Below are 25,574 nucleotides of genomic sequence, written 5' to 3'. Positions count from 1 at the left end.
TTGATTTTTTGTAAGATGTTCCTTTTTATAAACTTTAATTATTACAATATATCCGCTGCAAGTTGGGCTATTGATGATCGTTCACCTTTTATTAATTTTACATGCCCACTTATTTTTTGATCTTTAAATTTTTCAACTACATAAGTTAATCCATTGTTGTATTCATCTAAATATGGATGATCAATTTGTTCTGGATCTCCCATTAATACAATTTTACTCTTATCACCAACACGAGTTAAAATTGTTTTTACCTCATGTCTAGTTAGGTTTTGTGCTTCATCTATTATAATAAATTGCTCTGGAATACTTCTACCTCTTATATAAGTCAAAGCTTCTACTTCAATTGAGCCCATTCCAGCTAATATAGCATCTAGTTCTCCAGGTTTTTTCGTATTAAATAGATATTCTAAATTATCATAAATCGGTTGCATCCAAGGACGGAGTTTTTCATCTTTTTCACCTGGTAAGTAGCCAAGATCTTTGCCAACTGGAACAATCGGTCTAGCAACTAATAACTTTTTATAGCTTTGAAGGTCCTCACTTTGCATTAAACCTGCTGCTAAAGCTAATAAAGTTTTTCCGGTACCTGCTTTACCAATTAATGTGACTAATGGTATATCGTCTCGAAGTAGTAATTCTAAAGCCATGGACTGTTGTGCATTTCTTGGCCTTATGCCCCAAATATGTTCATTTGAGAAAACAAATTTCTTAATTTTTGTACCCGTTTTATCAACAACTCCAAGAGCTGAGCTTTTACCACCAAGAGCATCCTTTAATACGATAAATTGATTAGGATAAAATGGATGGTTTGCTATATCTGAAACAGGAAGTTCGGTTTTTTCGTAAAACTTGTTTAATAAATCAGTATTTATGTAATACTCTAAATAGCCGGTATAAATATGATCAACTTCCACTACTCGATCACTTAAATAATCTTCAGCTAATAAATTCAATGCATCCGCTTTTACACGAACTAATGTATCTTTACTAACTAAAATGACTGTTTTTCCGCTTTCTTTTGCTTCTTCTTCAAGTGATAAGTTTTTTGCAACAGCTAAAATGCGATTATCGTTCGTTTTTTCAACAAAGATTTCTTGCAATTGTTGAAATGAGCGATGATTTAATTCAATTCTAAACGAACCACCATTTTCAAGAGGAATACTTTCATGTAATTTCCCTAGTTCTCGAAAGCTATCAATTAGTTTGGATACATACCTAGCATTACGACCAACTTCATCCATATATCTCTTCTTTGAATCTACTTCCTCTAAGACAACAGCTGGTACAACTACTTCATTATCTTCAAATGAAAAGATTGCTAGTGGGTCTTGCAGTAGTACATTGGTGTCGAGAACATATATTTTACTCAATCCTTAACCTCCTGACTAAAAATAACTCAGATTAGAATAATTAGTTTTAATTCTAAATTGAATGGTCTTACAAATGGTTACTAGTCGAAGAATGGACGAACCGTTAATATATTATATGAAATTCTCTCTACTTTAGAATATTTTTTCTGTTTATAGCTCAAGTGATCTAAGACCACTTAATACTGCTACATCTAATTTTTTTGCAGCTCTCTCATCATATGTTTTTGCATATTCTGGCTCAACTGTTATTTTAGACCCGTAGAACAATATATTTTTCACTTCATTAACTTCTACTTCGATACACGCTAATTTTAATGGAATCCCAGGCATTTGCTTCGTTAAAATTTTTGCATTCCCTGAAATACTATAGACTGTTTCATTTGAGAATAAGCTTAATGATACCCCTTCAACTTCTTCGATATTAGAAATAATTGCTGATCTTTGATCTACCGCAAAACGAATCGTCTTTTCGTCTAAAGCAGCAATCCAAGATATTGCATTTGTAACAGGTGAATTCTTTTCGGAGTTAAAAGTACTTAAAAAAACAATCTTTTCCTTATTACAATCTTCAAATAAGCTTGGTGATAATGTTTTCTCAATACTGTTTGCCATCACTATTTCATCTCCTTCAAATAAAGAGTATACTAATATAATTCAAAGTTTACTTGAAAACTTCCTGCTAAAACTATTGTTTTCTAAAAATATATTCTAAAACCTGTTATAATTATGTTAACTTAAGTTCCATATATAAGGAGAGAAATTTCACATGAGAGTTAAATGCATGATTTGTGATAAAAGCGAATCGATTAGCGATGAATCACCTATTGCAAAAAAATTAAGAAATCGTCCTATCCATACATATACATGCTCTGAATGTTACGATCGAATTAAAATAAAAACAGAACAAAGAATTGCCACTGGAAATTTCCGTTTCTTAAAACCTGTAAAGGACGATGACGAGTGGTAATATTGAAAAAGAAGCGAATTGGTCTTTAATTGATCAACTAAAATACTAAACAAAAAAACCTAGATTAATTTCTAGGTTTTTAATATTTCTCTGGATTAACTTTAACTTGGTCTAAAAAGCAATCAATCATTTCAATCGGAAAGCGCGTAGTACGCTCTTTTTCTGCTTGTGTAAATGTAATTAAATAAAAATCTTCCATTTTTTCTATTTTTACATTCGATACTTGATGATCGTCTTTTAATATCGAATCAAACATCTCATAAGTCTCTTTAGCAGCTTCATCTGAAGGTCTACCTTCATATATTACTTTTATCGTTAGCCAATTATATAAAGCGTCCTGAACAGATTTCATCTTAATACCAACTCTCTATTATGTAGTAGCATTATTTTTTTTTGATTGATGTAAACGAATCTTATATACACCTAATACGAAAACACTTGCTAGTAATGCTTCCACGATTGGGATCCTTAAAGCTAAGAAAGTAAGGAAACTACAACCAATCATAAGTAAAACATAAATGATCAAATTTTTAAGGATGCTCAATTTTTTTGCAAAACCTAAATGGTATACCACAATACTTAATACAACAATTAGACCATATAAGATCCACATTGAAAGATGAACATCATGAGTTATATTTATTAACTGTGTTATGACAAACTCAAAACCCTTTGGAGCTTTTTCCAAATCCATTTCCCCCTATAAAATAATAAAACTAAATACTTCTATAAGTTTTTAAATCGACTTAAATATTATTTTTTGCTACTTTTTTTTACAAAAATGAAACCGACTATTTTCTAGTCGGTTTTATTATATCATAATTATTTTAAAATTTAATTAGTCTTGTTCAGCGAATTTTTTTCTTTTCGCTGCACGCTCACGCTCATTTTTATCAAGAAGTTTTTTACGTAAACGAATTGATGTTGGCGTAACTTCACAGTACTCATCATCGTTCAAGTATTCTAATGATTCTTCAAGCGTCATAATACGTGGTTTTTTCATTGTTGTTGTTTGGTCTTTGTTTGCTGATCGGATGTTAGTAGCGTGTTTAACTTTAACAACGTTTACTGATAAATCATTATCACGATTATGTTCACCAACAATCATACCATCATATACATCTGTTCCTGGCTCAACGAAAATTACACCACGGTCTTCTAGACCCATAATTCCATATGTTGAAGCTTTACCAGTTTCCATTGATACTAATACACCTTGACGACGTCCACCAACTTGACCTTGAATTGCTGGTTGGTAGCTATCGAATGAATGGTTAATGATTCCATAACCACGAGTTAATGTTAAGAACTCAGTAGTATAACCAATTAATCCACGAGCTGGCACCATAAATGTTAAACGAACTTGACCGTTACCATTATTTACCATATCTTTCATTTCACCTTTACGTGCACCCATTGATTCCATAATTGAACCAGTGTATTCTTCTGGAACGTCAATTTGAACGTGCTCAACAGGCTCACATCTTACACCGTCAATCTCACGAATGATAACTTCTGGTTTTGAAACTTGAAGCTCATATCCTTCACGACGCATGTTTTCAATTAGGATTGATAAGTGAAGCTCCCCACGTCCACTTACGATCCATACATCAGGAGAATCTGTATTTTCTACACGTAAACTTACGTCTGTTTGAAGTTCTTGTAATAATCTCTCCTCAATTTTACGAGAAGTTACAAATTTACCTTCACGACCTGCAAAAGGTGAATTATTAACTAAGAATGTCATTTGAAGAGTTGGCTCATCAATACGTAAGATTGGAAGTGCTTCTTGGTATTCAGCAGGACATACTGTTTCACCAACGTTAATATCTTCCATACCAGATACTGCTACTAAGTCACCAGCTTTTGCTTCTTGGATTTCAATACGTTTTAATCCAATGAATCCAAACATTTTTGTAATACGGAATTGTTTAACCGATCCATCAAGTTTCATTAATGCAACTGATTGACCAACTTGCATTGTTCCACGGAAAATACGTCCGATACCGATACGTCCAACATAGTCATTGTAGTCTAATAATGTTACTTGGAATTGTAAAGGCTCTTCACTATTATCAATTGGAGCTGGAATATGCTCAATAATTGTATCGAATAAAGCATTCATATTAGGTTCTTGTTTAGATGGATCAGATTCTAAGCTAGAAGTTCCGTTAATCGCTGAAGCGAATACTACTGGGAATTCTAATTGATCTTCATCTGCACCTAATTCGATAAATAAATCGATTACTTCGTCAACTACTTCATCAGGACGAGCGAAGTCACGGTCGATTTTATTTACTACTACGATTGGTGTTAAATGTTGTTCTAAAGCTTTTTTCAATACAAAGCGAGTTTGTGGCATACATCCTTCATATGCATCTACAACTAAAAGAACACCATCTACCATTTTCATGATACGTTCTACTTCTCCACCAAAGTCTGCGTGCCCTGGAGTATCCATGATGTTAATACGTTTACCTTCATATTGGATTGCAGTGTTTTTAGCTAAAATTGTAATTCCACGTTCACGTTCTATATCATTAGAGTCCATTGCACGTTCATTAACGTTTTCGTTTGAACGGAATGTACCTGATTGTTTTAATAACTCATCAACTAAAGTTGTTTTCCCATGGTCAACGTGCGCAATAATTGCTATATTGCGTAAATCTTCTCTTTTTTTCAAAATATATTCACTCCTAAAATGTCTACACATCTGTTTTCATTATTAACTAAAACATTATAGCACATGCACATGGAAATATATCAAGAAAATGTTTAATCAAAAATATAAATTATTAATAATTATTTAGTAAATATTTAATTTTTTCAAATTTACATCTGATTCGACAAAGAGTAAAATAAGAATTATGAACAGGAGGATTCACCATGTCTAGCATAAAATTTAGACTTTTCTGTGTAGCTACTTTATCTGTAATTTTCTTAATTCTAGTTGGTATAATGCTAGCAGAACAAAGTAGTATCGGAGCTGTTATTTCACTAATTATTTCAATATTATTAGTTGGTTATGGTTTTTCTTTACGTGCTAAAATGAAAAGAGAAGGCAAATTATAAACCAATCTTCTTTTTTTGAACACTGTCTACACATAAAAAAAGAAGGTAAGTTGTTACCAAAACTTACCTTCTTTTTTTATTTTTGTAGAAATTCGATATAATCAGTTAGTAATTCGTTATGAATTGAAGCGTTACTTACTAGCACTGAGCTTTTTTTAAGAATTGAAAGGCTTTCATTTTTGAGGGTAGTACATATTCCACCTAGTTCTTCAACAATGATTTTACCCGCAGCAAAATCCCAAGGAGATAATCTTGGGGTGATGTATGCATCTACTCTTCCCATTGCCACATAGACCATTTCCATCGCGGCAGAACCATATGACCTACTTCCTCTAACTTTTCTAACAAGTTTACTTAATTTTTCATGGTTTAAATAACGATTTTTAGTTAACCAAATAGCATTTACAGCTACAATAGACTCTTCTAGTACTACATTTTTCAAAGGTGTTAATTCAAGATCATTTAAATAAGCTCCTTCACCCTTTTTTGCAAAATATAGTTCATTATGTATAACATCCAAGATAAACCCCATTTTACCGATTCCATTTTCATAAATACCTAAAGAAATCATAAAATTACGTTTTTGGTGAACAAAATTCATCGTTCCATCGATTGGATCAAGAATCCATACAACTCCAGTTACTTGATCTAATTCATCACCTTTACCCTCTTCACCTAATAAGTAATGATTTGGAAATTTCTTTTTTATTTTTTCATAAAAAAATTTTTCAATTTCTTCGTCTTTATTTGTTACTAAATCATTTTCGTTTGATTTAGTATTGATTGTTATGGAGTCGTATAAAGAGCTTTTAATATTTTTTGCTGCCTCTTGGAGCAAATCCCTCGCGAATTGTTCAATTTCTTTCCAGTCTACATTCATAATTAAACACTCCAAACTCTACGTGCTAAAAATCTATATTATTTTGGTCCTGTTTTCAGTTTACCAATTTTAACCTAAAAAAACCTAATGAAATGATTTTTATTTATGATGAGGAACTTTTTTGGAGGGTGGGCATACGATAGACCATTGGGCTAAAGGCGAAGAAGAGCACACAGAAAAACGAACCTATTTAAAGGTTCGGTAAATAAATTCGCTAAGCTTCTAAACGAATTAATTCTAATCTTAATAATTCTAATTTCTTCTTAGATTCAATCATTGCTTCATTATCATTGACCGTCATAGCATCGAATAGTGTAGCTAGTTCGTAATCTAATTCTAATCTAAGTACAGGAATTCTCTTTTCTGCATCAGTTCTTTTTAACGCATTAATCACTTGTCTCATCATTATCCCTCCATAGAATATAAGTTGGCAAAACAAATTGTAAAAGTTAATTAACAAAATTTTCTGATTTTTATCTTGCTACTAATATATGTTATTTAAGCTTATAATGTAACTATTTTATGAAGAAACATATTACCCATTTGTTTTGGACAAACATGGTATACTAATTAGATAATGTAACTAGGGGGTTTAGAAATTGATTCAAAGTTTTTTTCAAGAAAGTGATTTTGAAATATTTACAACTGACTCAACATTAGAAACTAGAATGAGTGCTATACAAAATGAAATTCAACCAAAATTTAAAGAAATTGAAGAAGAAATATTACCATTTTTAAATGTACAAACTGATCAAAACTTTTTTGGCCATATTGCTAAGCATGCTCGTCGTACAGTAAATCCTCCAAAAGATACTTGGATTGCTTTTGCTACAAATAATCGTGGATACAAGATGCTTCCTCATTTTCAATTTGGACTTTGGGGTACTCACCTGTTTGTTTTCTTTGGCATTATTTATGAAAGTCCAAATAAACAATCAATTGCCATTAATTTTGAAAAGAATAAAAATAAACTTTACAAAATGATTCCGAAAGATTTCGTTGTATCATACGATCATATGAAGCCTGATGTGATACAAAAAGGTAAAATGACTAAAGATGAATTCAATAAAGGTATCCAAAGATTTCATGATGTAAAAAAAGCAGAATACCTATGTGGTATTACGATTGCAAAAGATGAAGCGATTACACTTACAAAGGAAGAACTAATCCAACGTATTATAGAAACTTATAATACTTTAATTCCTTTATACAAAATTAGTATAAACTGAATTAATATAAGTGTTGTTTAATTATACATATGTCAAAAACAAAAGTCTATGCCCATTCTTTACACATTTTTCGACAGGACGAATATGAAATTGATTTTTTTAAACAATACATACAGAAAAAAAGCCCATTGAAGGTAGCTAAAAAACCTTTAATGGGCTTCTATTTTAAACTTAAGAATTTTTCTTACTCTATTTTGCCTAAAACGCTTAACTTATTTTAAACTACATTTTTATTTTTTCACCAGGAGCACTCTTTTTAGCTTTTTGCATAACTCTGTACGCAGAATAGCCTGATATCTCCTCTAACTCATTACATAATTTTTTTTCTTCTGCAATACTAGGTACGATTGTCTTAAACTGTTTATAAGCAGCCATTAACACTTCACGATCGATTCCCTTTTCATACGCTTTTTCTACTGCTGTGTAGAACTTTATTACCTCAATTGTCTCATCTGTTGTCCAATCGTATGAAATTGGGTATTGGTAATCCATTTACTTCACTCCTACAATTTTCTAATTAATTCCATTTTAACACATTTTTTAAATTCCATTCTTATTTTCAAAATTGATATAATTTCATTCGGATGAATAAAATTTCATACCTTTATAATATTTTTCTATACAGAAAATTCATAGAATGATATAATCTTTTTGTTTTTCAAATGAAGGTAAGACAGTTTATAACTTAATGAGAGTAAACAGTTGAATTGTTTACAAACATACCACTTCCGAAAAACACTATTATTCATTAAATGGGGTGTATGTTAAATGAAACAAATTGAAACGCCGTTATTTTCTTCTTTATTAGAACATGCTAAGAAGAACCCTATTCAATTCCATATTCCAGGACATAAAAAAGGAAATGGAATGGATCCAACATTTAGAGAGTTTATTGGTGATAATGCATTATCGATCGATTTAATCAACATTGCTCCTTTAGATGATCTACATCATCCAAAAGGTAAAATAAAACAAGCACAAGATCTTGCAGCGAAAGCTTTTGGCGCTGACCACACATTCTTTTCAGTTCAAGGCACTAGTGGTGCAATCATGACTATGGTAATGAGTGTTTGTGGACCTGGCGATAAAATTATCGTTCCAAGAAATGTCCACAAATCTGTTTTATCTGCAATCATCTTCTCAGGTGCTACACCGATTTTTGTTCATCCTGAAATTGATAGTGAATTAGGTATTTCACACGGTATTACGACAAATGCAGTGAAAGAGGCCATTTTAACTAATCCTGATGCAAAAGCAGTATTAGTCATTAATCCTACATACTTTGGCTTTGTAGCAGATTTAAAAAGCATTGTTGACTTGGCACATTCACATGGTTTAGCCGTATTAGTTGACGAAGCACACGGAGTACATATTCATTTCCATGACGAATTACCGATCTCTGCGATGCAAGCAGGGGCTGACATGGCTGCTACGAGCGTTCATAAGCTTGGTGGCTCTATGACTCAAAGTTCCATTTTAAATGTAAGAGAAGGCATTGTGAATGTCCACAGAGTACAATCTGTACTTAGTATGCTAACAACTACCTCTACATCCTATTTATTGCTCGCTTCACTAGATGTTGCAAGAAAGAGATTAGCAACTGTTGGTGAAGAATTATTAACGAATACGATTAGACTAGCAAATAATGCACGAAATAAAATTAATTCAATCAATGGCTTATATTGTCCTGGTTATGATTTAGTTGGTAACGAGGCTACTTTCAACTTTGATCCTACTAAACTATTAATCAGCGTAAAAAAACTGGGTATTACTGGCCATGATGTTGAAGTTTGGTTAAGGGAACGATTTAATATTGAAGTTGAAATGTCTGATTTATATAATGTGCTTTGCATTTTAACACCAGGTGATAGCGAAGAAGACATTCAGCAGTTAATTCATGCACTTGAAGTATTAGTAACTGAATTTGACATTCAAGAGCGTAATACAAATTTAAACGTCGAGATTCCAACGATTCCAAATTTAGCAGTTTCTCCTAGAGATGCATTTTACTCAGAAACAGAATCTGTTCCACTTGAGGATTCTGTCGGTAGAATTATTGCTGAATTTGTAATGGTTTATCCACCTGGAATTCCAATCTTCTTACCTGGTGAAGAAATTACACTTGAAAATCTAGTTTATATTAAAAAGAATATTGAAGCAGGATTACCTGTACAAGGTCCAGAAGACGAAGAATTATTAACGTTAAAAGTATTAAAATAACAAAATTTTTCATGAAAAAACTAGGAAATGAATCCTAGTTTTTTTGTATTCCAAATCACATCTAAATTAGATAGGCATATGATAGGTAAAGTAATTAAATTGATTTCGCACGAAAAAATTGTTTTTTATGTAAGGATGTGGACTAATTGATAGTCGTGAATAATAAAATTGTTCATGCTTCATTAAAAAATAGCGGAGATTCAAAAAATAAACTTTATCAAGAAATATTGTCTAGTTTAACAAACAGTAAAAAATCTCATATTTATAAATCGGATCGTGAATTATCTTTTGATTTGACACTTAGAACTTATGTACTTCAAGCTTCCAAAGATTTATTAACAAGTGGCATGCAATTTAGGGTCTTTAGAAAGGCATATTGTAATCCTATGTTCTGGATTCGCACACCAATGGGAGGGTTCAGACTTAGGCCAGGCATAAGAGCTTCTATGGGCATTTATGATATTTTTCGCAACGGTCAATTTTACGCAACAGAATGTGCAACTGCAATCATAATGATTTTTTATAAAGCCCTGCTAGATCTTTACGGCTATGAAATTTTTGATCAACTATTTGATAATGAAATATACTTATATGCTTGGAATTACAATCCAAAATTAGCCATTTTAACGGCCGAAGTAGATCGTCCAGCTCCTGGTGATGTTGTTTATATTAAAAATCCTGAAGTTAATCCAATGACGCCAGAATGGCAAGGAGAAAATACTGTATCGATGGGAAGTAATTATTATTATGGTCACGGTATCGGAATACGTACATTACAAGAGATTATTTTCCATTTAAATATGCATAGATTTCCTTTTGCGATGGTTTCTGCCTTTTTAACAAATTTAAATACGAGAATTGACCCGAACGAAATGGCTCAATATTTAAAGGATACTTCAAAGTTAATTCCAGTTACAACAAGAGAAGCTTCATCCGAAGTTATAACTGCAAGAATTGGAGATCAAACTCAAATTGCATAAAGTGAAAAATGGGTGATTCGAAATTTGAGTCTCCCTTTTTTATGTGTTTTTTTAAACGTTCTTGTTCTCAGGAGAAATACATAAAAAACCACAAGGGAAAAAGCTCCCTTGTGGCATTTATAAATGTCTATAAATTCTTTTAGACTGTAAAATTAATTTTTATAATTAGCAAGCTTCTTTATCAGCCGGTTCTTCACAATCTTCACAGTTTTTAACGTAAAGAGTTGTTACTTTCTCATCCTCGAAATGACCTACTGTTTTTTCACAACATTTACATACGAATGTTCCCATCTTTGTAACCCCTTTCATAATGTTGTATCAATTAACTAACTTCATTATAATGTGTTATACTTATTTACGCAAGTGGTAAATAAGTATAACTTAAATATTCTTATACTAGATTATTCAAGGGGTTTTATTCGGTGAACGCATTTCAATTAGTATAACACATTTATTTTTTATTCATAGCTCTCTTCTATACTTGGTGATGGTAACCAGTCGATTAAATATTCTGCGAGCTCCATTGCCTCTTCCTCTGTTTTTAGTTTACATAAAAATTTCAACTGATTTGGAAACGATACATCTTGTCGATCTAATACAATGCATTGTCTAGATTGCATACAGATGACGAGTGGCTTTCCAAAGAACATGTTCGTATATACAATACCAATATCGTATCTTGTATCGTTCGTAACGAAGCCAACAAATCGGACTCTTACATTTTCATGATCATCATATAATTTCTCAAACATTATTTCACCTACTCCTCCAGTTTAGTATTGTAAGTTAATACATATGAAGAAACTATTAAATTCATACCGAATACTTGTCTAAAAATTTGAAATAATGTTATGATAAAAAAAGATTAAAAGTGATGTTTATCATTAAAACATCTTAGGGGGAAAATTTAAAAATGGTTCAACAAGCTACCATTCAATTAGTGGATAAATCAAAATACCAAGAAGCAAATTTAGATTTAATAAATAATTTAATAAATGATTACATCCAATCTTCAACTAAGATCGGTCAACAAGTTGACTGGAATTATGAAAGGGTTTCCTTTCCTTACACTATTTCAAATAAAAAATTAGATGACCAAGATGCACTTTATTTACAGAGCAATGATTCTCGTTATAAACATTTTGTTATTTCAATTAAAGATGATAAACAGATCGTGATAACACTATTACCAAACTCAACTTATGGTGATAAAGGAAAAGCAAATGAGCTCTGTAGATATTTAGCTCAAAAAATTGAAGCAAAGCTTGAATTATTTAACAAGCGAATCATGTATTTTTACAAGCGCTAAGTTAAAATAAATTTACGATCGCTTGACAAAAGAAAAATATCGAAGCATAAAAGCAAGTAATCATAATACTTGCTTTTCTTGTGTTTCCAACATATTTGGCAATTAAATAAAGCTGGTAAAAGAATACTAGAAACAAGATGACTTTAGAATATATTTGATCCCTTTTCGACAAGTATAAAACAAATGAAAAACCTAGCCAAAATAGTTGATGTATTGCTAATACAACTAATTGTTTTCGCATAAAGACTCCCACCATTCAATCATCAAATAATACTAGAAAGCTTGTTTTTTAAACGTTATGCGAGACATGCCTTAATCATGCAAAAAACCTCCTATTTGTTAGGAGGTTGCACAGCAGTCGTATTCTTCGTGAAATACCCTACGAAAAGGGTTTTATGATTCTAGTTTAATTAAACTACTTTAAGCATTGAATGTAGTGTTTCAAATGAATATGAACAGTAAAAAACCTCCTATTAAATAGGAGGTTTTTAAGAAATTATTTTAAAACGTGGATTGGATGACCCATCGCTAATTCAGCAGCTTCCATTGAGATTTCACCTAATGTTGGGTGAGCATGAATTGTTTGAGCAATATCCTCAACGCTCATGCAAGCTTCAATTGCAAGACCAAGCTCAGAAATAATATCTGATGCATTTACACCTGCAACTTGAGCACCAACTAGTACTCCATCTTCTTTACGTGAAACTAATTGAACAAATCCATCAGTTGAATTTAGAGATAATGCGCGACCATTTCCACCGAATGGGAATTTTGCTACATTAACAGCTAATCCTTCTTCATCTGCTTGTTTTTTAGTATAACCAACAGTTGCTAATTCTGGATCAGTAAATACTACAGCAGGAATTGCTAAGTATTCGATTTGGCTTGACATACCACTGATTGCCTCAGCAGCTACTTTACCTTCATAAGAAGCTTTGTGAGCTAATGGAGGTCCAGCAATTACATCACCAATTGCATAAATATTTTTAATTGTTGTACGAGCTTGTTTATCAGTAGTAATAACACCACGTTCGTTAATTTCAACGCCGACATTTTCTAAGCCCATATCACGAGAGTTCGGGAAACGTCCAACTGTTACTAGTACGTAATCAGCTTCGATTTCTTTCATTTCGCCATTAGCTTCGAATTTAACTGTCACACCATCTGCAGTTTCTTCAACGCCTTTACCGAACGCTTTTGTTACGATATCTACATTACCTTTTTTCTTTAATCCACGTTTAACAATTGAACTCATTGATTTTTCAAAACCATTTAAGATTTCGTCACCAGCTTCAAGAATTGTTACGTGTGTACCAAAGTTAGCATAAGCTGTACCTAATTCCATACCAATATAGCCGCCACCAATAACAACTAATTTTTTTGGAATTTCTGGTAAGTTTAATGCACCAGTTGAATCAATTACACGGTTGCTCCATTTGAAACCAGGGATTTCGATTGGAGTTGAACCTGTTGCGATAATTGCATTATTAAAAGTATAAGTTTGAGCTGATTCTTCAGTAATAACACGAAGAGTGTTAGCATCATTAAAGTAAGCTTCACCTTTAATAACTTCAACTTTGTTTCCTTTTAATAAACCAGCTACACCGCCAGTTAATTTGTTAACTACACTGCTTTTCCAAGCTTGAACTTTTGTAAAATCAACTTTTACATTTTCTGCTGTAATCCCGATGTCTTCAGAATGCTTAGCTGTTTCATAACGGTGACCAGCTGTAATTAACGCCTTTGAAGGAATACAACCTACGTTTAAACATACTCCACCAAGATTACCTTTTTCAATAACAGCAACTTTTTGTCCAAGTTGTGCTGCACGAATTGCAGCAACATAACCACCAGGACCGGCACCGATAACGACCGTATCTAGTTCAATTGCGAAATCTCCTACTACCATTTATCTTACGCCTCCATTAATAATAATTCTGGATCATTTAATAATCGTTTAATATGGTTTAATGCGTTTTGAGCAGTTGCACCATCGATAATACGGTGGTCAAAGCTTAATGATAACGCTAATACTGGAGCAACAACGATTTCTCCGTTTAATACTACTGGTTTTTCAGCAATACGACCAATACCTAAAATAGCAACTTCAGGGTGGTTAATTACTGGAGTAAACCATTGTCCACCAGCTGAACCGATATTTGTGATTGTGCATGTAGCACCTTTCATTTCTGCAGGAGCTAATTTACCATCACGAGCTTTAGTAGCTAATTCATTAATTTCAGCAGAAATTGAGAAAATAGCTTTACGATCTGCATCTTTAACAACTGGTACTAATAAACCTTTATCAGTATCTGCAGCGATACCAATGTTATAGTAATGTTTATGAATGATCTCGCTTGTAGCATCATCGATTGATGTATTTAAAGCTGGGAATTTACGTAATGCAGAAGTTAATGCTTTAACAACATAAGGTAAGAACGTTAATTTAATACCTTGTGCAGCTGCAACTTCTTTATATTTTTTACGGCTAGCAACTAGTTTTGTTACATCTACTTCATCCATTAATGTTACGTGAGGAGCAGTATGTTTAGAGTTAACCATCGCTTTAGCGATTGCTTTACGAATTCCACTCATTTTTTCACGAGTTTCAGGATATGCACCTTCTGGAATTGGCGTTGCTTTTGGAGCTTCTTGCGCTTCGTTTTTCGCTTCTGTAACAACTTCTACAGCCACTTCTGTTTGTGCTGCAGCAGCTGGTGCCACTCCTCCACCTAATAAGAATGCATCTACGTCTTGTTTTGTTACACGGCCATTTTTACCTGAACCTGGTACAATACGTAAATCCACGTTTTTCTCACGAGCGTATTTACGTACAGATGGCATTGCAATTACATGAGCTTTTGGTTCAATTGCAGCAACAGGAGATAATGGTGCAGCATCTGTTTTTGGTTCACTTTGCTCATAAGATTCTTGTACTTTTGCTTGAACTGCTTCAGCAGCTTCTGGAACTGGAGTAGTAGTTGGAGCTTCTTCAGCATGTTGTCCTTTGAAGCTAATGTTTTCATAACCCGGTGCATCTAAACGTACTAATACGTCACCAACAACTGCAACTGTACCTTCTGCAACTAATACTTCTAATACTTTCCCTTTTACAGGTGATGGAATTTCTACTACTGATTTATCGTTTTGAACTTCACAAATGATATCATCTTCATTTACTTCGTCGCCTGCTTTAATAAACCATTTTACAATTTCACCTTCGTGAATTCCTTCACCGATATCTGGTAATCTAAATTCAAATAGACTTGCCACTGAGTTTGACACAGATTTCTACCTCCGAACAAAGTTAAGTTAATTTTTTATAATATTTTATCTATAATGTAAGAAAGGTATTGATGAATTCATCAAATACCTTTCACTATTTTTTGTTATAAACTAAATTAGAAGTTTAAAACTTTTTGAATACCTTCTACTACATCTTTATGGTTAGGTAACCAAACTGTTTCCGCTTCTGAGAATGGGTAAACAGTATCAGCTGCAGTAATACGAACAACTGGTGCTTCTAATGAAAGGATACAACGATCATTGATTTCAGCAACTACATTTGCAGCAATACCAGCTTGTTTTTGTGCTTCTTGTACAACTACTGCACGTCCAGTTTTTTCAACAGACGCAACGATTGCTTCGATATCTAATGGGTGAACAGTACGTAAGTCAACAACTTCTACTGATACGCCTTCTTTTTCTAACTCTTCAGCAGCTTTTAATGCAGCGTGAACCATTGCACCGTATGCAAATACAGATACATCTTTACCTTCACGTTTAACGTCTGCTTTTCCTAATTCGATTGTGTACTCACCTTCAGGTACATCTTCACGGAATGAACGGTATAATTTCATGTGCTCTAAATAGATAACAGGATCATTATCACGAATAGATGAAATTAAAAGACCTTTAGCATCTTTAGGAGTTGATGGAATAACTACTTTTAAACCAGGAGTTTGAGCCATTAATCCTTCTAAACTATCCGCGTGCATTTCTGGTGTATGAACACCACCACCAAAAGGTGAACGGAAAGTAATTGGAGAAGTAAAACGACCACTTGTACGGTAACGCATACGAGCCGCTTGACCAGCGATTGAGTCCATAATTTCGAATAAGAATCCGAAGAATTGGATTTCTGGTACTGGACGGAAGCCTTGAATTCCAAGACCGATTGCTAATCCACCGATACCTGATTCAGCAAGTGGTGTATCGAATACACGCGCTTCACCGAATTCTGCTTGTAAACCTTCAGTTGCACGGAATACACCACCGTTTACTCCAACGTCTTCCCCGAATACTACTACAGTTGGATCGTTTTTCATTTCAACGCGTAATGCATCTGTGATAGCTTGAATCATTGTCATTTGCGCCATGACTTACTTCGACTCCTTCTCTTTGTAAATTGCATATTGCTCTTCTATATTACTTGTCATTGTTTCGAACATATTAGCCATTAAATCAGTAACTTTTTGTTTTGGCTCTTGGTCAGCAAGTTTGATCGCATCTTTAATTGCTTCTTTTGCTTCTTCGATAATTGCATTTTCTTCTTCTTCAGTCCAAAGACCTTTTTTCTCTAAGAACTTGCGGAAACGAACGATTGGATCTTTTGCTTCCCACTCATTTTCTGTATCTTTTGTACGGTAACGAGTTGGGTCATCACCAGCCATTGTATGTGGTCCATAACGGAATGTTAATGTTTCAATTAATGTTGGACCTTCGCCGTTAACTGCACGTTTACGAGCTTCTGATGTAGCTGCATAAACTGCTAATGGATCCATTCCATCAACTTGAATACCAGCAATACCTACAGCAATTGCTTTTTGAGCAATTGTTCTAGCTTTTGATTGCTTAGAAACTGGAGTTGAGATTGCGTATCTGTTATTTTGAACAACGAAAATCGCAGGAGCATTATAAGCACCAGCAAAGTTCATACCTTCATAGAAATCACCTTGAGAAGATCCACCGTCACCTGTATATGTAATGGCAACAGATTTTTGGCCTTTCAACTTCATACCAAGTGCAACACCTGCAGCTTGAACAATTTGAGCACCAATAATAATTTGTGGGAAGATTGCATTTACATCTTCAGGAATTTGGCTTCCTACTAAATGTCCACGTGACCATAAAAATGCTTTATATAATGGTAAACCGTGCCAGATCATTTGAGGTACATCACGGTAACCAGGTAAGATAAAGTCTTCTTTTTCAAGAGCAAATTGACTTGCTAATTGAGAAGCTTCTTGTCCTGCTGTAGGAGCATAGAAACCTAAACGACCTTGTCTGTTTAATGAAATTGAACGTTGATCAAGTACTCGAGTCCATACCATACGTTTCATTAATTCTTTTAATTGCTCATCTGATAAATCAGGCATCGCTGCTTCATTAACGATTTCGCCCTCTTCATTTAAAATTTGAAGAGTTCCAACTGAATCACCAAATTGAAGCATTTGATCCATTAATTCAGAAACAGTTTGTGTATTCTTCATTTCTGTTGTTTCCTTTCCAGCTACTTTCTTCGTAGTAGTTGCCACTAAAACCCACACCCTTCTTTAATTATGGAGGATTTATTTTTTTATCCATCATGTGTATTTTCTTAAGAGTAATTACAAGTAACATGAACTTATAATTAAAATCTGTACTTATACTATTCGTGTATTACACTAGTACAACATTGAACACTAGTACAGTTTATAACACGTTCATAAACTCGTCAAATATTTTGTTGTATTATTTTATTCATGATTTTTCAAAAAAATTGTCACAATTTTTTCACCCTGTACTACCTTTGAAACAGCAATCTGTTATACAATAACAGAAACTCTTTTAAATTATACCTAAATAGCTAATAATGGTTTTTTTTTATGATAAATTTCAAACTGTACTACAACGATTTTTATTTACTAATTCTAGTTCCAATTTGTTATTTACCATATTTTTCATATATATCTTTTTGTAAAATATTTAATTTTTGAGTATAAAGATTTAATTGATCATTGTATTTAATGACATCTTTATAAATGTGATTTGTATCCTTTGTCTCACTCTTTACATCTTTTAAATCAACTTTTTTCTGCGATAATAAGTTATAAATTGAAAGATCCGTTTCCATTGCATCTTTATATTTTATATTCAATTTATCGTATAACTCTGTTCTTTCTCTCCATGTTTTTATAAAGTTATTAACTTCATTTCGAAACTGTTCATCCTTCGTTTCAATATTTATTGTTTGAAGTTCTTTAATTTTTATGTCTATATCGTGAATTAATTTTGATTCTTCTTTAACTCGCTCTTTTCGTTCGTTTAATAAATTGATTGCTTGTTTGGCCGATTCTTGTCTTTTATTTACTTCACTGATTTTATATAAATAAATTTTTTCATAATACTCCAATTCCTTTACTTCCAGTTTTTGAATACGTTCTCCAGCTTTTTGAAATTTCTGTTCCATTTTTGCAATTTCACCTAGTTGATTTATTACTAAATTCTTTTGTTTTGCTTGAGAAGTACATCCCGTACAAAAGATTAAAAGAATGCTTATTATAAGAAATAAAGAATAGAATTTTTTATACATAATTTCACCCAATTTTTTTCATTATTATTTCCATGTTGCATCTTTTCACACTTTTTATACGTCCTAAAAAATAAACTGGTCACATACCCACACACTTTATGTAGTTTTTCATAATTTGTAGTATCCGCTATATGCGGAAACAGTTTAAAGGGAGGTTATTATATGTACGGTTACGGATACGGAAAAGGTGGATACCCTGGTTATGGATGCGGATGCGGTTATGGCGGTTTCGCATTAATCGTTGTTCTATTCATTTTATTAATTATCGTTGGTGCAGCTTTCGTTTTATAATTCACACAAGTAAGCCTCTATTATTAATGTATAACCACAAACTTTAAGGAGCGATAATTTATCGCTCCTTTTTCAACTATTACTTTAGACTGACAATTTTATAAAGATTTGTTAGACTAAATTAATAATACTAGTGAATAGTACATACTTATATTTATAAAATAATTAGTCAGGAGTGAAAATCATTTGATTACAATGAAAGATATAATTCGAGAAGGTGATCCTAGATTAAGACAAATCTCGAATGAAGTAAGCTTACCCCCTTCAGCTGAGGATATTAATTTAGCTAATTCATTATTAGAGTATGTAATAAATAGTCAAGATCCAGAAATATCTGCTGAATACGGTCTTCGATCAGGTATCGGATTAGCTGCACCACAAATTGGAATTCTAAAAAGAGCCATTGGTGTTCATGTTACTGACTTACAGGGTAATTTATTTAGTTATGCTTTGTTAAACCCTAAAATTGTCAGTCATTCTGTTGAGCAAATTTATTTATCAGGTGGTGAAGGTTGCTTATCTGTTGATCGTGATGTTCCTGGATACGTTCCACGTTATGCACGAATAACAGTCACTGGCTTTGACACAAAATTAGGAGAAGTAAAGCTCCGTCTGAAAGGTTTACCAGCAATTTGCTTCCAGCATGAAATTGACCATCTAAATGGCGTAATGTTTTATGATCGTATTAATAAAACAAATCCTTTTTCTCCTCCAGAAGGAGCTTCACCTTTAGAGAGGAATTAAAAAAAGAGCGATTGGAAAACCAATCGCTCTTTTTAGACTGCTAACAAAAGCTTGCATATCCGTGTCTGATTTTAATTTTTTTCTAAAGACTTAAAGAAGTCCGGCCCATTTTAAACCGTTTAAAATGCCATCTTCATCAACATTTGTTGTAATATGATTAGCTATTTTTTTAAGTGGATCAACAGCATTACCCATGGCGATACCCGTTCCAACTTTTTCGATCATTTCTAAATCATTTAATCCATCACCAAATGCGATTACATTTTGCATATCAAATCCAAGATGATTTACCATTTGAAGTATTCCATTCGCTTTAGAACCACCAACTGGTAAGACATCTGACGAATACTCATGCCAGCGAATAAAATTAAAATCATTAAATCCTTCTGTTAAATTCGGCTCTAAATGCTCTTCACAAAACAGTAATACTTGGTAAATTTCACGGTTTTGATAAAAATCATGTTGAACCTTAGGGTGCTGCATTTTAATCGATGACATCGCTTCTTTTATGTGAGGATGTGAATCAATTGACGCTTTCATTGTCTCGTTATTTAAATAAATAAGCGGAATATCTAGTTCCTTAGCTTTTTGAGTGAATTGGTGAAGTTGTTCTGGATGTAGGGCATGTTTGTGAATAGCCTCACCTTCAAATTCAGCATATTGTCCATTTAAACTTATAAAACTATTTATATTTAACTCTTCGCGAATGTCTTTAAACATGAACGGGGCACGACCAGTTGCAATCGCAACATGTATATCTTTATTTTGAAGTTCCGAAATTGCATTCTTTGTACTTTCCGGAATTACTTTATCATGATTTAAAATCGTTCCATCTATATCAAAAAAAACGATTGGTTTAGTCATATTATTCTCTCCTCGCTAAGATGCTGCATTTGCTTTTGAGTTATTCAATTTTGACTTCTGTTTACTATTTGTAATAAATACGCCAAGAAGTACAATTAACAGTCCTGAAATCAATTTGAACGTTAATGGTTCGTTTAAAAAGAAAAATCCCCAAATAGATGCAAATACAGGTACTATATAAGTAACCATTGTTGCAAATTCTGCACTTCCCTCTTTAACCATATAATAAAATAATAAATATGCCAACCCCGAACATATTACACCTAGTCCAAAAACACCACTAAAAACTTCAAAATTAACAAATGGTTTTAACGTGCCATTTCCTGAAGCGACCATGTAAAAAAAACCGAAAACACCAGAAATACCTAAGGTTAAAAAGGAAATAATCATTACATCAATATTTTGTAAATACTTCTTAGTTAAATGTGAACCAAGCCCATAACAAAAAGTAACAACTAACATTAACATTGAATAAATTATATTATTGGAGAAAATTGTTGATGGATTAAGATTCATCATAATCATCAGGCCAATGATTCCTAGCATGAGTCCGATCCATTGTTTCTTATAAATTTTTTGAGAAAAGAAAAAATATCCAATAATTAGTGTTGCAATAGGTGTAAATGCATTTAATACTGCCGCTTCATTACTTTGCAAATGAGTCTCACTTAAAGACAGGAAAAGCCACGGTATTGCATGATTAAATAATGAGATGACAATAATCAAACTCATTTTCGGTAAATTTTTATAATCGATCTTTACCCTTTTTATTAACATAATAATTAATAAAGTGATCGCACCAAAGAAACAACGATAAAATACAATTGCTTCTGGGGTTATATCGTTTAAAAGGAGTTTAATGAATAAAAAAGATGTACTCCAAATAATACTTAATAAAAACAAAGCTGCATATAACTTCTTCACATTCTTCTCCCCTTAATTTTAAGATACCCTCTATTTTAACTGCTTTTTGGATTATATTGAATGAAAATGTTTTTTCGATCAATACTAAACATAAATATACTAAGTCCGTGTTCTTTACAGATAAGTTTAATTTCATGTCTAGGAGGTAAAACTAATGTTACGTAAACTTCGAAAAAAATTAAAAAAACGGCTAAAACAATTTTTGAAAAAGAAGAAATATATCTCGATAATTTCAATATTTTTTTTAAAATGACCGTATTTTAGGTAATCTTCAATAAAAAGAATGAAAATATATAGAAAATCACTTATAATATTGAGAAGATAGTGATTTGACAAGGAGAGATTTAAATGATTTTTAAAGTATACTATCAGGAATTACCATTAGAGGTACCTGTAAGAGAAAAAACTAAAACAGTTTATGTAGAAGCAGATAGTGAAAGAGAAGTTCGTGCGAAATTATTACCTTTCAATTATAATATTGAGCTTGTTCAAGCTTTAACCGGTGCTCATCTTGAATTTGAAAAACAAAGTGAAAGCTTTAAAATTTTGGAGCTAGCGTAAATTTATGAAATTTCTTAAAAATGATCAAGCTGCCGTATTCGCACTAGGTGGCTTAGGGGAAATTGGTAAAAATACATACGCAGTACAATATCAAGATGAAATTATATTAATAGATGCCGGAATCAAGTTCCCTGAAGATGAGCTACTAGGGATAGACTATGTTATACCTGATTATTCCTACTTAGTTCGAAATGAGGAAAAAATTAAAGGTTTATTTATCACTCACGGACATGAAGACCACATTGGTGGTATTCCATACTTATTAAGAGAATTAAATATTCCAATTTATGGTGGTAAACTTGCTCTTGGCCTAATTAAAAATAAATTAGAAGAGCACGGTCTTTTAAGAAAAGCTAAATTAATTGAAATTAAAGAAGACGACATCATTAAATTTAGAAAAACTAGCGTTACTTTTTACCGCACTACTCACAGTATTCCAGATTGTTACGGAATTGTTGTAAAAACTCCACAAGGACAAGTCGTTCATACAGGAGACTTTAAATTCGACTTTACACCAGTTGGAGAAACAGCTAATTTAACAAAAATGGCTGAGATTGGTAAAGAAGGGGTTTTATGTTTACTTTCTGACAGTACAAATAGTGAAGTATCACATTTTACTATGTCTGAAAGAAAAGTTGGAGACACAATTAATGAAATCTTCCGTAAAGTAGACGGTCGAATCATCTTTGCAACATTCGCTTCAAACATCCATCGCCTTCAGCAAGTAGTTGAATCTGCTATTGCAACTGGGCGTAAAATTGCTGTTTTTGGTAGAAGTATGGAAGCAAATATTGAGATTGGACATGACCTAGGTTATATTAAATGTCCTAAAGATACATTTATTGATGCATCTCAAATTAATCGAATTCCGGCTAATCAATTAGTCATTTTATGTACAGGTAGTCAAGGTGAGCCAATGGCTGCTTTATCACGTATAGCAAATGGTACACATCGTCAAATTCAAATTATTCCTGGAGATACTGTCGTATTTTCTTCTTCACCAATTCCAGGTAATACAATGAGTGTAAATCGCACAATCAACTTACTATACCGTGCTGGTGCTGAAGTAATTCACGGCTCATTAAATGACATTCATACTAGTGGTCATGGTGGTCAAGAAGAGCAAAAATTAATGCTTAGACTGATGAAACCTAAATATTTCATGCCGATTCACGGTGAATATAGAATGCAGCGCATGCATGCAAAGCTAGCTATGGATTGTGGAGTTCCTGAGGAAAACTGCTTTATCATGGATAATGGTGAGGTTCTAGCTCTTCGTGCAGATGAGGCTATGGTTGCAGGAAAAGTACCTTCTGGTAATGTTTATATTGATGGAAGCGGTATCGGTGATATTGGTAATATCGTATTAAGAGACCGTAGAATTTTATCTGAGGAAGGTCTTGTAATCGTAGTCGTAAGTATCGATATGAAGGAATTCAAAATTTCAGCAGGACCAGATATCATTTCACGTGGATTCGTTTATATGAGAGAAAGTGGCGATTTAATAAATGAAGCACAAGCAATGATTTCTACTCATTTAAATAAGATCATGGAACGTAAAACTTCTCAATGGTCAGAGATTAAAAATGAAATTACTGATACTTTATCACCTTTCTTATACGAAAAAACAAAACGTAAGCCAATGATTCTCCCTATTATTATGGAAGTTTAATCATAAGCACAAGTTAAAGGGCGATTTCAAAAGTCAAAATACTTTTGAAATCGCCCTTTTTATACGTTCTTATCTTTTTATTAATCTTGAAAGTCGTTCTTTTCGCTACTTTTTAAAAACACTTTCATAAAAAAAGGTTTATTAAGAACTAAAAATATAAAATATACAGTAAATAAGATAAAAAATACAACAAATAGAATAATTAGTATGGTCGCTAAACTACTCTTAGCAAAACTTGTTTCAATTCTTAGATAAGGATATAAGATAAATGGAAGATGACTAATTCCATATCCAAAAAATGCAAAGAAATATTGCAATAAGACTAATATAAATGCTAATCCATATCTTTTTCTTTTCATCACAAAATAAATTGCTACACAAAAACAAATCAAAGATATAAGAAAAAATACCCATACATTATGCATTCGATTAAAATGAACATTATTATGTAATTTCATTGATAAAAATACGATGATACTCGAAATAATAGTTGGCAATGACCATACAAGTACATACTTTCTTAATTTAATTTCCGACTCTGAATCATTAATTAGTTTTGCAGAATAGATTAAAAACATTGCACTTATAAATAGGACTGAACAGACAGCTAATAACATAACGGATAAAGAATAAGTATTCGTAATTAATTTAAAAGGATAAAATCGTATATCTGTTCCATTCTCGATAATAAATCCACCTTCTGAAATTGTTAAAACAGTAGATAATGTAACCGGTATTAATAAACTAGTTGCACCATACAAAATTAAAAAGAACTTTCTCTTATTTCCTCCGTATTGCTGAAAAGTATAAAACGATCCTCTAATTGCTAAAAAAATCATTGCTACACTACCTGGAACTAATAGTGGAACACCATAATAATAAGCTACCCTTGGGAATATACCAACTACACCTACAAAGAAAAAAATGAAAAATAATGTAGCCAACTCCCAAATAGATGAAAGATGTCGATTTATTAAACCAATTAATTTCGGTTCTTCTTTCGTTGTAATCGCATAGAACGCATAAAAACCTGCACCAAAATCAATTGAAGCAATAATCATGTAGGCATATAAAAACAACCATAATATAAAGATTGCGATTGTTTGAATCTCCAAACTTTTTTCCTCCTACAGAATAATCCCTTAAACTAAAGATTAGTTTTCTTTAATTATACCTATAAAATACATTTTCTACTAGTTACAGGATAAAATGACAGTAATACAAAAAGAGACTTTAAAAAAAGTCTCTTAAGTGTTGTATGAATACTAAAAATTATTCTACTTTCGCCGCTTCGTCTAGTACTCGATTAACACGCTTTTCTAACATTGGCATTCCGCCTTCTCCAGCTTGGAAGTGGCGTAACACACCTGTTTTATCAAACACGTAATATGACGGTACATATTTATTTTCAAAAGCATCTGTAATTTTATGTTGGTTATCAACTAATATTGTTTGTGTAATTCCGTGTTCTTTTGCAACTTCTTTAATTTTATCAATATCTAAATCATCTTCAGATCTTGGCATATGAACACTTACTACATTTAATCGATCTTTATATTCATCTCTAAAAGCATTTATGTTTGGCATTGCTACTTTACATAAATGGCAGCTAATAGACCAAAAATGAATTAATGTTGGTTTGTCACCGATTAGGTTTTCTTTTTGAATTTCTCCATTTAATACTGTTGTTGCACCATCTAATTCAGGCATTGGTGAGCGAAGTCTCATTTTATAGTCCTCCTACTTGTTTCATTAGCTCTAAGGTGAGCTTGTTTTACTTTTCGTTTTGTCTAGTTCCAGGCGTTAGACCCTCGAGGTCATAAGTCAATGACCGATAAAAGTAAAAACCAACTTTTCTCGGTCCTTGCCTTATGCTTGTCTGGTCTGAACAAACGCCTTCCACTTTTCGTTATTGTG

The 25,574-nt window shown here is 32.6% G+C and carries 30 protein-coding genes; 10 read left to right on the top strand and 20 right to left on the bottom strand.

The genetic code is table 11. From position 1 onward, the window contains the following. Positions 1 to 41 precede the first annotated feature (41 nt). Together CN925_RS14855 and CN925_RS14850 are read right to left on the bottom strand one after the other, a co-directional pair. Complete coding sequence (locus CN925_RS14855; RefSeq protein WP_056468520.1) at positions 42 to 1,370, bottom strand: PhoH family protein; 1,329 nt, start codon at positions 1,368 to 1,370, stop codon at positions 42 to 44. A 150-nt stretch (positions 1,371 to 1,520) separates the two neighbouring features. Beyond that, on the bottom strand, positions 1,521 to 1,982 hold the full coding sequence (locus CN925_RS14850) for a pyridoxamine 5'-phosphate oxidase family protein (protein WP_098847031.1): 462 nt from the start codon (positions 1,980 to 1,982) through the stop codon (positions 1,521 to 1,523). A 154-nt stretch (positions 1,983 to 2,136) separates the two neighbouring features. Here CN925_RS14850 and CN925_RS14845 point away from each other — a divergent pair, with 154 nt between their 5' ends. Next, positions 2,137 to 2,337 carry a YlaI family protein gene (locus tag CN925_RS14845; protein ID WP_098846991.1) on the top strand — a complete coding sequence of 67 codons (201 nt, stop codon included), beginning with the start codon at positions 2,137 to 2,139 and terminating at the stop codon, positions 2,335 to 2,337. Between the two features lie 79 nt (positions 2,338 to 2,416). Here the strand turns inward: CN925_RS14845 and CN925_RS14840 are convergent, their stop codons facing one another. The 3 genes from CN925_RS14840 to typA all read right to left on the bottom strand — a co-directional run bounded on the left by CN925_RS14840 (position 2,417) and on the right by typA (position 5,020). Next, positions 2,417 to 2,689, bottom strand: a complete 273-nt coding sequence (locus CN925_RS14840; RefSeq protein WP_098846990.1) for a hypothetical protein — start codon at positions 2,687 to 2,689, stop codon at positions 2,417 to 2,419. A gap of 18 nt (positions 2,690 to 2,707) precedes the next feature. Further along, positions 2,708 to 3,025, bottom strand: a complete 318-nt coding sequence (locus CN925_RS14835; protein ID WP_353616073.1) for a YlaH-like family protein — start codon at positions 3,023 to 3,025, stop codon at positions 2,708 to 2,710. A 150-nt stretch (positions 3,026 to 3,175) separates the two neighbouring features. After that, positions 3,176 to 5,020: a translational GTPase TypA gene (gene typA / locus CN925_RS14830; RefSeq protein ID WP_180232974.1), complete on the bottom strand. Its 1,845-nt coding sequence runs from the start codon at positions 5,018 to 5,020 to the stop codon at positions 3,176 to 3,178. A 203-nt stretch (positions 5,021 to 5,223) separates the two neighbouring features. Here typA and CN925_RS14825 point away from each other — a divergent pair, with 203 nt between their 5' ends. Then, positions 5,224 to 5,409, top strand: a complete 186-nt coding sequence (locus CN925_RS14825) for a DUF5325 family protein (RefSeq protein ID WP_098846988.1) — start codon at positions 5,224 to 5,226, stop codon at positions 5,407 to 5,409. A 76-nt stretch (positions 5,410 to 5,485) separates the two neighbouring features. Here the strand turns inward: CN925_RS14825 and CN925_RS14820 are convergent, their stop codons facing one another. Both CN925_RS14820 and CN925_RS14815 read right to left on the bottom strand, forming a co-directional pair. Further along, positions 5,486 to 6,289, bottom strand: a complete 804-nt coding sequence (locus CN925_RS14820) for an inositol monophosphatase family protein (protein ID WP_098846987.1) — start codon at positions 6,287 to 6,289, stop codon at positions 5,486 to 5,488. Between the two features lie 214 nt (positions 6,290 to 6,503). Next, a complete protein-coding gene (locus CN925_RS14815) occupies positions 6,504 to 6,692 on the bottom strand; it encodes a hypothetical protein (RefSeq protein WP_056468536.1) in 189 nt (62 codons plus the stop codon). Positions 6,693 to 6,888: 196 nt separating this feature from the next. Here CN925_RS14815 and CN925_RS14810 point away from each other — a divergent pair, with 196 nt between their 5' ends. Then, entirely contained in the window at positions 6,889 to 7,518 is a 630-nt protein-coding gene (locus CN925_RS14810; protein ID WP_098846986.1) for a YktB family protein, read from the top strand. 222 nt (positions 7,519 to 7,740) lie between these two features. Here CN925_RS14810 and CN925_RS14805 read toward each other — a convergent pair whose 3' ends face one another. Then, on the bottom strand, positions 7,741 to 8,010 hold the full coding sequence (locus CN925_RS14805; protein ID WP_098846985.1) for a UPF0223 family protein: 270 nt from the start codon (positions 8,008 to 8,010) through the stop codon (positions 7,741 to 7,743). Positions 8,011 to 8,286: 276 nt separating this feature from the next. Between CN925_RS14805 and CN925_RS14800 the strand changes: the two genes are divergently transcribed. Together CN925_RS14800 and CN925_RS14795 are read left to right on the top strand one after the other, a co-directional pair. After that, on the top strand, positions 8,287 to 9,738 hold the full coding sequence (locus tag CN925_RS14800) for an aminotransferase class I/II-fold pyridoxal phosphate-dependent enzyme (RefSeq protein WP_098846984.1): 1,452 nt from the start codon (positions 8,287 to 8,289) through the stop codon (positions 9,736 to 9,738). Positions 9,739 to 9,893: 155 nt separating this feature from the next. Further along, the gene (locus tag CN925_RS14795; protein WP_286138388.1) at positions 9,894 to 10,718 is read left to right on the top strand and encodes a protein-glutamine gamma-glutamyltransferase; all 825 of its coding nucleotides are present in this window, start codon (positions 9,894 to 9,896) and stop codon (positions 10,716 to 10,718) included. 165 nt (positions 10,719 to 10,883) lie between these two features. Here the strand turns inward: CN925_RS14795 and CN925_RS14790 are convergent, their stop codons facing one another. After that, entirely contained in the window at positions 10,884 to 11,009 is a 126-nt protein-coding gene (locus tag CN925_RS14790) for a GapA-binding peptide SR1P (RefSeq protein ID WP_098846982.1), read from the bottom strand. A 167-nt stretch (positions 11,010 to 11,176) separates the two neighbouring features. After that, complete coding sequence (locus CN925_RS14785; RefSeq protein WP_098846981.1) at positions 11,177 to 11,470, bottom strand: DUF3055 domain-containing protein; 294 nt, start codon at positions 11,468 to 11,470, stop codon at positions 11,177 to 11,179. Positions 11,471 to 11,631: 161 nt separating this feature from the next. Between CN925_RS14785 and CN925_RS14780 the strand changes: the two genes are divergently transcribed. Then, a complete protein-coding gene (locus CN925_RS14780) occupies positions 11,632 to 12,027 on the top strand; it encodes a DUF1885 family protein (RefSeq protein WP_098846980.1) in 396 nt (131 codons plus the stop codon). A 1-nt stretch (position 12,028) separates the two neighbouring features. Here the strand turns inward: CN925_RS14780 and CN925_RS14775 are convergent, their stop codons facing one another. From CN925_RS14775 to CN925_RS14750, 6 genes are all read right to left on the bottom strand, one after another. Further along, the gene (locus CN925_RS14775; RefSeq protein ID WP_098846979.1) at positions 12,029 to 12,268 is read right to left on the bottom strand and encodes a hypothetical protein; all 240 of its coding nucleotides are present in this window, start codon (positions 12,266 to 12,268) and stop codon (positions 12,029 to 12,031) included. Positions 12,269 to 12,523: 255 nt separating this feature from the next. Continuing rightward, complete coding sequence (lpdA, locus tag CN925_RS14770) at positions 12,524 to 13,936, bottom strand: dihydrolipoyl dehydrogenase (protein WP_098846978.1); 1,413 nt, start codon at positions 13,934 to 13,936, stop codon at positions 12,524 to 12,526. 5 nt (positions 13,937 to 13,941) lie between these two features. Further along, the gene (locus CN925_RS14765; protein WP_098847029.1) at positions 13,942 to 15,300 is read right to left on the bottom strand and encodes a dihydrolipoamide acetyltransferase family protein; all 1,359 of its coding nucleotides are present in this window, start codon (positions 15,298 to 15,300) and stop codon (positions 13,942 to 13,944) included. A 128-nt stretch (positions 15,301 to 15,428) separates the two neighbouring features. Then, on the bottom strand, positions 15,429 to 16,406 hold the full coding sequence (locus CN925_RS14760) for an alpha-ketoacid dehydrogenase subunit beta (RefSeq protein WP_098846977.1): 978 nt from the start codon (positions 16,404 to 16,406) through the stop codon (positions 15,429 to 15,431). Between the two features lie 3 nt (positions 16,407 to 16,409). Beyond that, the gene (gene pdhA / locus CN925_RS14755; protein WP_286138387.1) at positions 16,410 to 17,489 is read right to left on the bottom strand and encodes a pyruvate dehydrogenase (acetyl-transferring) E1 component subunit alpha; all 1,080 of its coding nucleotides are present in this window, start codon (positions 17,487 to 17,489) and stop codon (positions 16,410 to 16,412) included. Positions 17,490 to 17,953: 464 nt separating this feature from the next. Further along, entirely contained in the window at positions 17,954 to 18,601 is a 648-nt protein-coding gene (locus CN925_RS14750) for a YkyA family protein (protein WP_098846976.1), read from the bottom strand. A 162-nt stretch (positions 18,602 to 18,763) separates the two neighbouring features. Between CN925_RS14750 and CN925_RS14745 the strand changes: the two genes are divergently transcribed. Together CN925_RS14745 and def are read left to right on the top strand one after the other, a co-directional pair. Next, positions 18,764 to 18,892 (top strand): YjcZ family sporulation protein, encoded by a 129-nt coding sequence (locus tag CN925_RS14745; RefSeq protein ID WP_098846975.1) that lies wholly within the window; start codon positions 18,764 to 18,766, stop codon positions 18,890 to 18,892. A 186-nt stretch (positions 18,893 to 19,078) separates the two neighbouring features. Further along, complete coding sequence (gene def, locus CN925_RS14740) at positions 19,079 to 19,636, top strand: peptide deformylase (RefSeq protein WP_098846974.1); 558 nt, start codon at positions 19,079 to 19,081, stop codon at positions 19,634 to 19,636. 90 nt (positions 19,637 to 19,726) lie between these two features. Here the strand turns inward: def and CN925_RS14735 are convergent, their stop codons facing one another. Both CN925_RS14735 and CN925_RS14730 read right to left on the bottom strand, forming a co-directional pair. Continuing rightward, a complete protein-coding gene (locus CN925_RS14735; protein WP_098846973.1) occupies positions 19,727 to 20,500 on the bottom strand; it encodes a Cof-type HAD-IIB family hydrolase in 774 nt (257 codons plus the stop codon). Between the two features lie 15 nt (positions 20,501 to 20,515). Then, complete coding sequence (locus tag CN925_RS14730; RefSeq protein WP_098846972.1) at positions 20,516 to 21,424, bottom strand: DMT family transporter; 909 nt, start codon at positions 21,422 to 21,424, stop codon at positions 20,516 to 20,518. Positions 21,425 to 21,772: 348 nt separating this feature from the next. Here CN925_RS14730 and CN925_RS14725 point away from each other — a divergent pair, with 348 nt between their 5' ends. Both CN925_RS14725 and rnjA read left to right on the top strand, forming a co-directional pair. After that, on the top strand, positions 21,773 to 21,985 hold the full coding sequence (locus CN925_RS14725) for a DNA-dependent RNA polymerase subunit epsilon (RefSeq protein WP_056468578.1): 213 nt from the start codon (positions 21,773 to 21,775) through the stop codon (positions 21,983 to 21,985). A 4-nt stretch (positions 21,986 to 21,989) separates the two neighbouring features. Next, entirely contained in the window at positions 21,990 to 23,657 is a 1,668-nt protein-coding gene (gene rnjA / locus CN925_RS14720) for a ribonuclease J1 (protein ID WP_069035536.1), read from the top strand. A gap of 80 nt (positions 23,658 to 23,737) precedes the next feature. On the opposite strand, the gene CN925_RS14715 is transcribed toward rnjA, so the two are convergent. Together CN925_RS14715 and CN925_RS14710 are read right to left on the bottom strand one after the other, a co-directional pair. Continuing rightward, complete coding sequence (locus CN925_RS14715; protein WP_098846971.1) at positions 23,738 to 24,772, bottom strand: cytochrome d ubiquinol oxidase subunit II; 1,035 nt, start codon at positions 24,770 to 24,772, stop codon at positions 23,738 to 23,740. 157 nt (positions 24,773 to 24,929) lie between these two features. Next, complete coding sequence (locus CN925_RS14710) at positions 24,930 to 25,385, bottom strand: TlpA family protein disulfide reductase (RefSeq protein WP_098846970.1); 456 nt, start codon at positions 25,383 to 25,385, stop codon at positions 24,930 to 24,932. Positions 25,386 to 25,574 lie beyond the last annotated feature (189 nt).

It is taken from the genome of Bacillus sp. AFS055030 (assembly GCF_002574545.1).
Lineage (GTDB): Bacteria > Bacillota > Bacilli > Bacillales > Bacillaceae_G > Gottfriedia.
The sequence above is the reverse complement of the archived record's forward strand: the minus strand, read 5'-3'. Positions and strand labels throughout refer to the sequence as shown.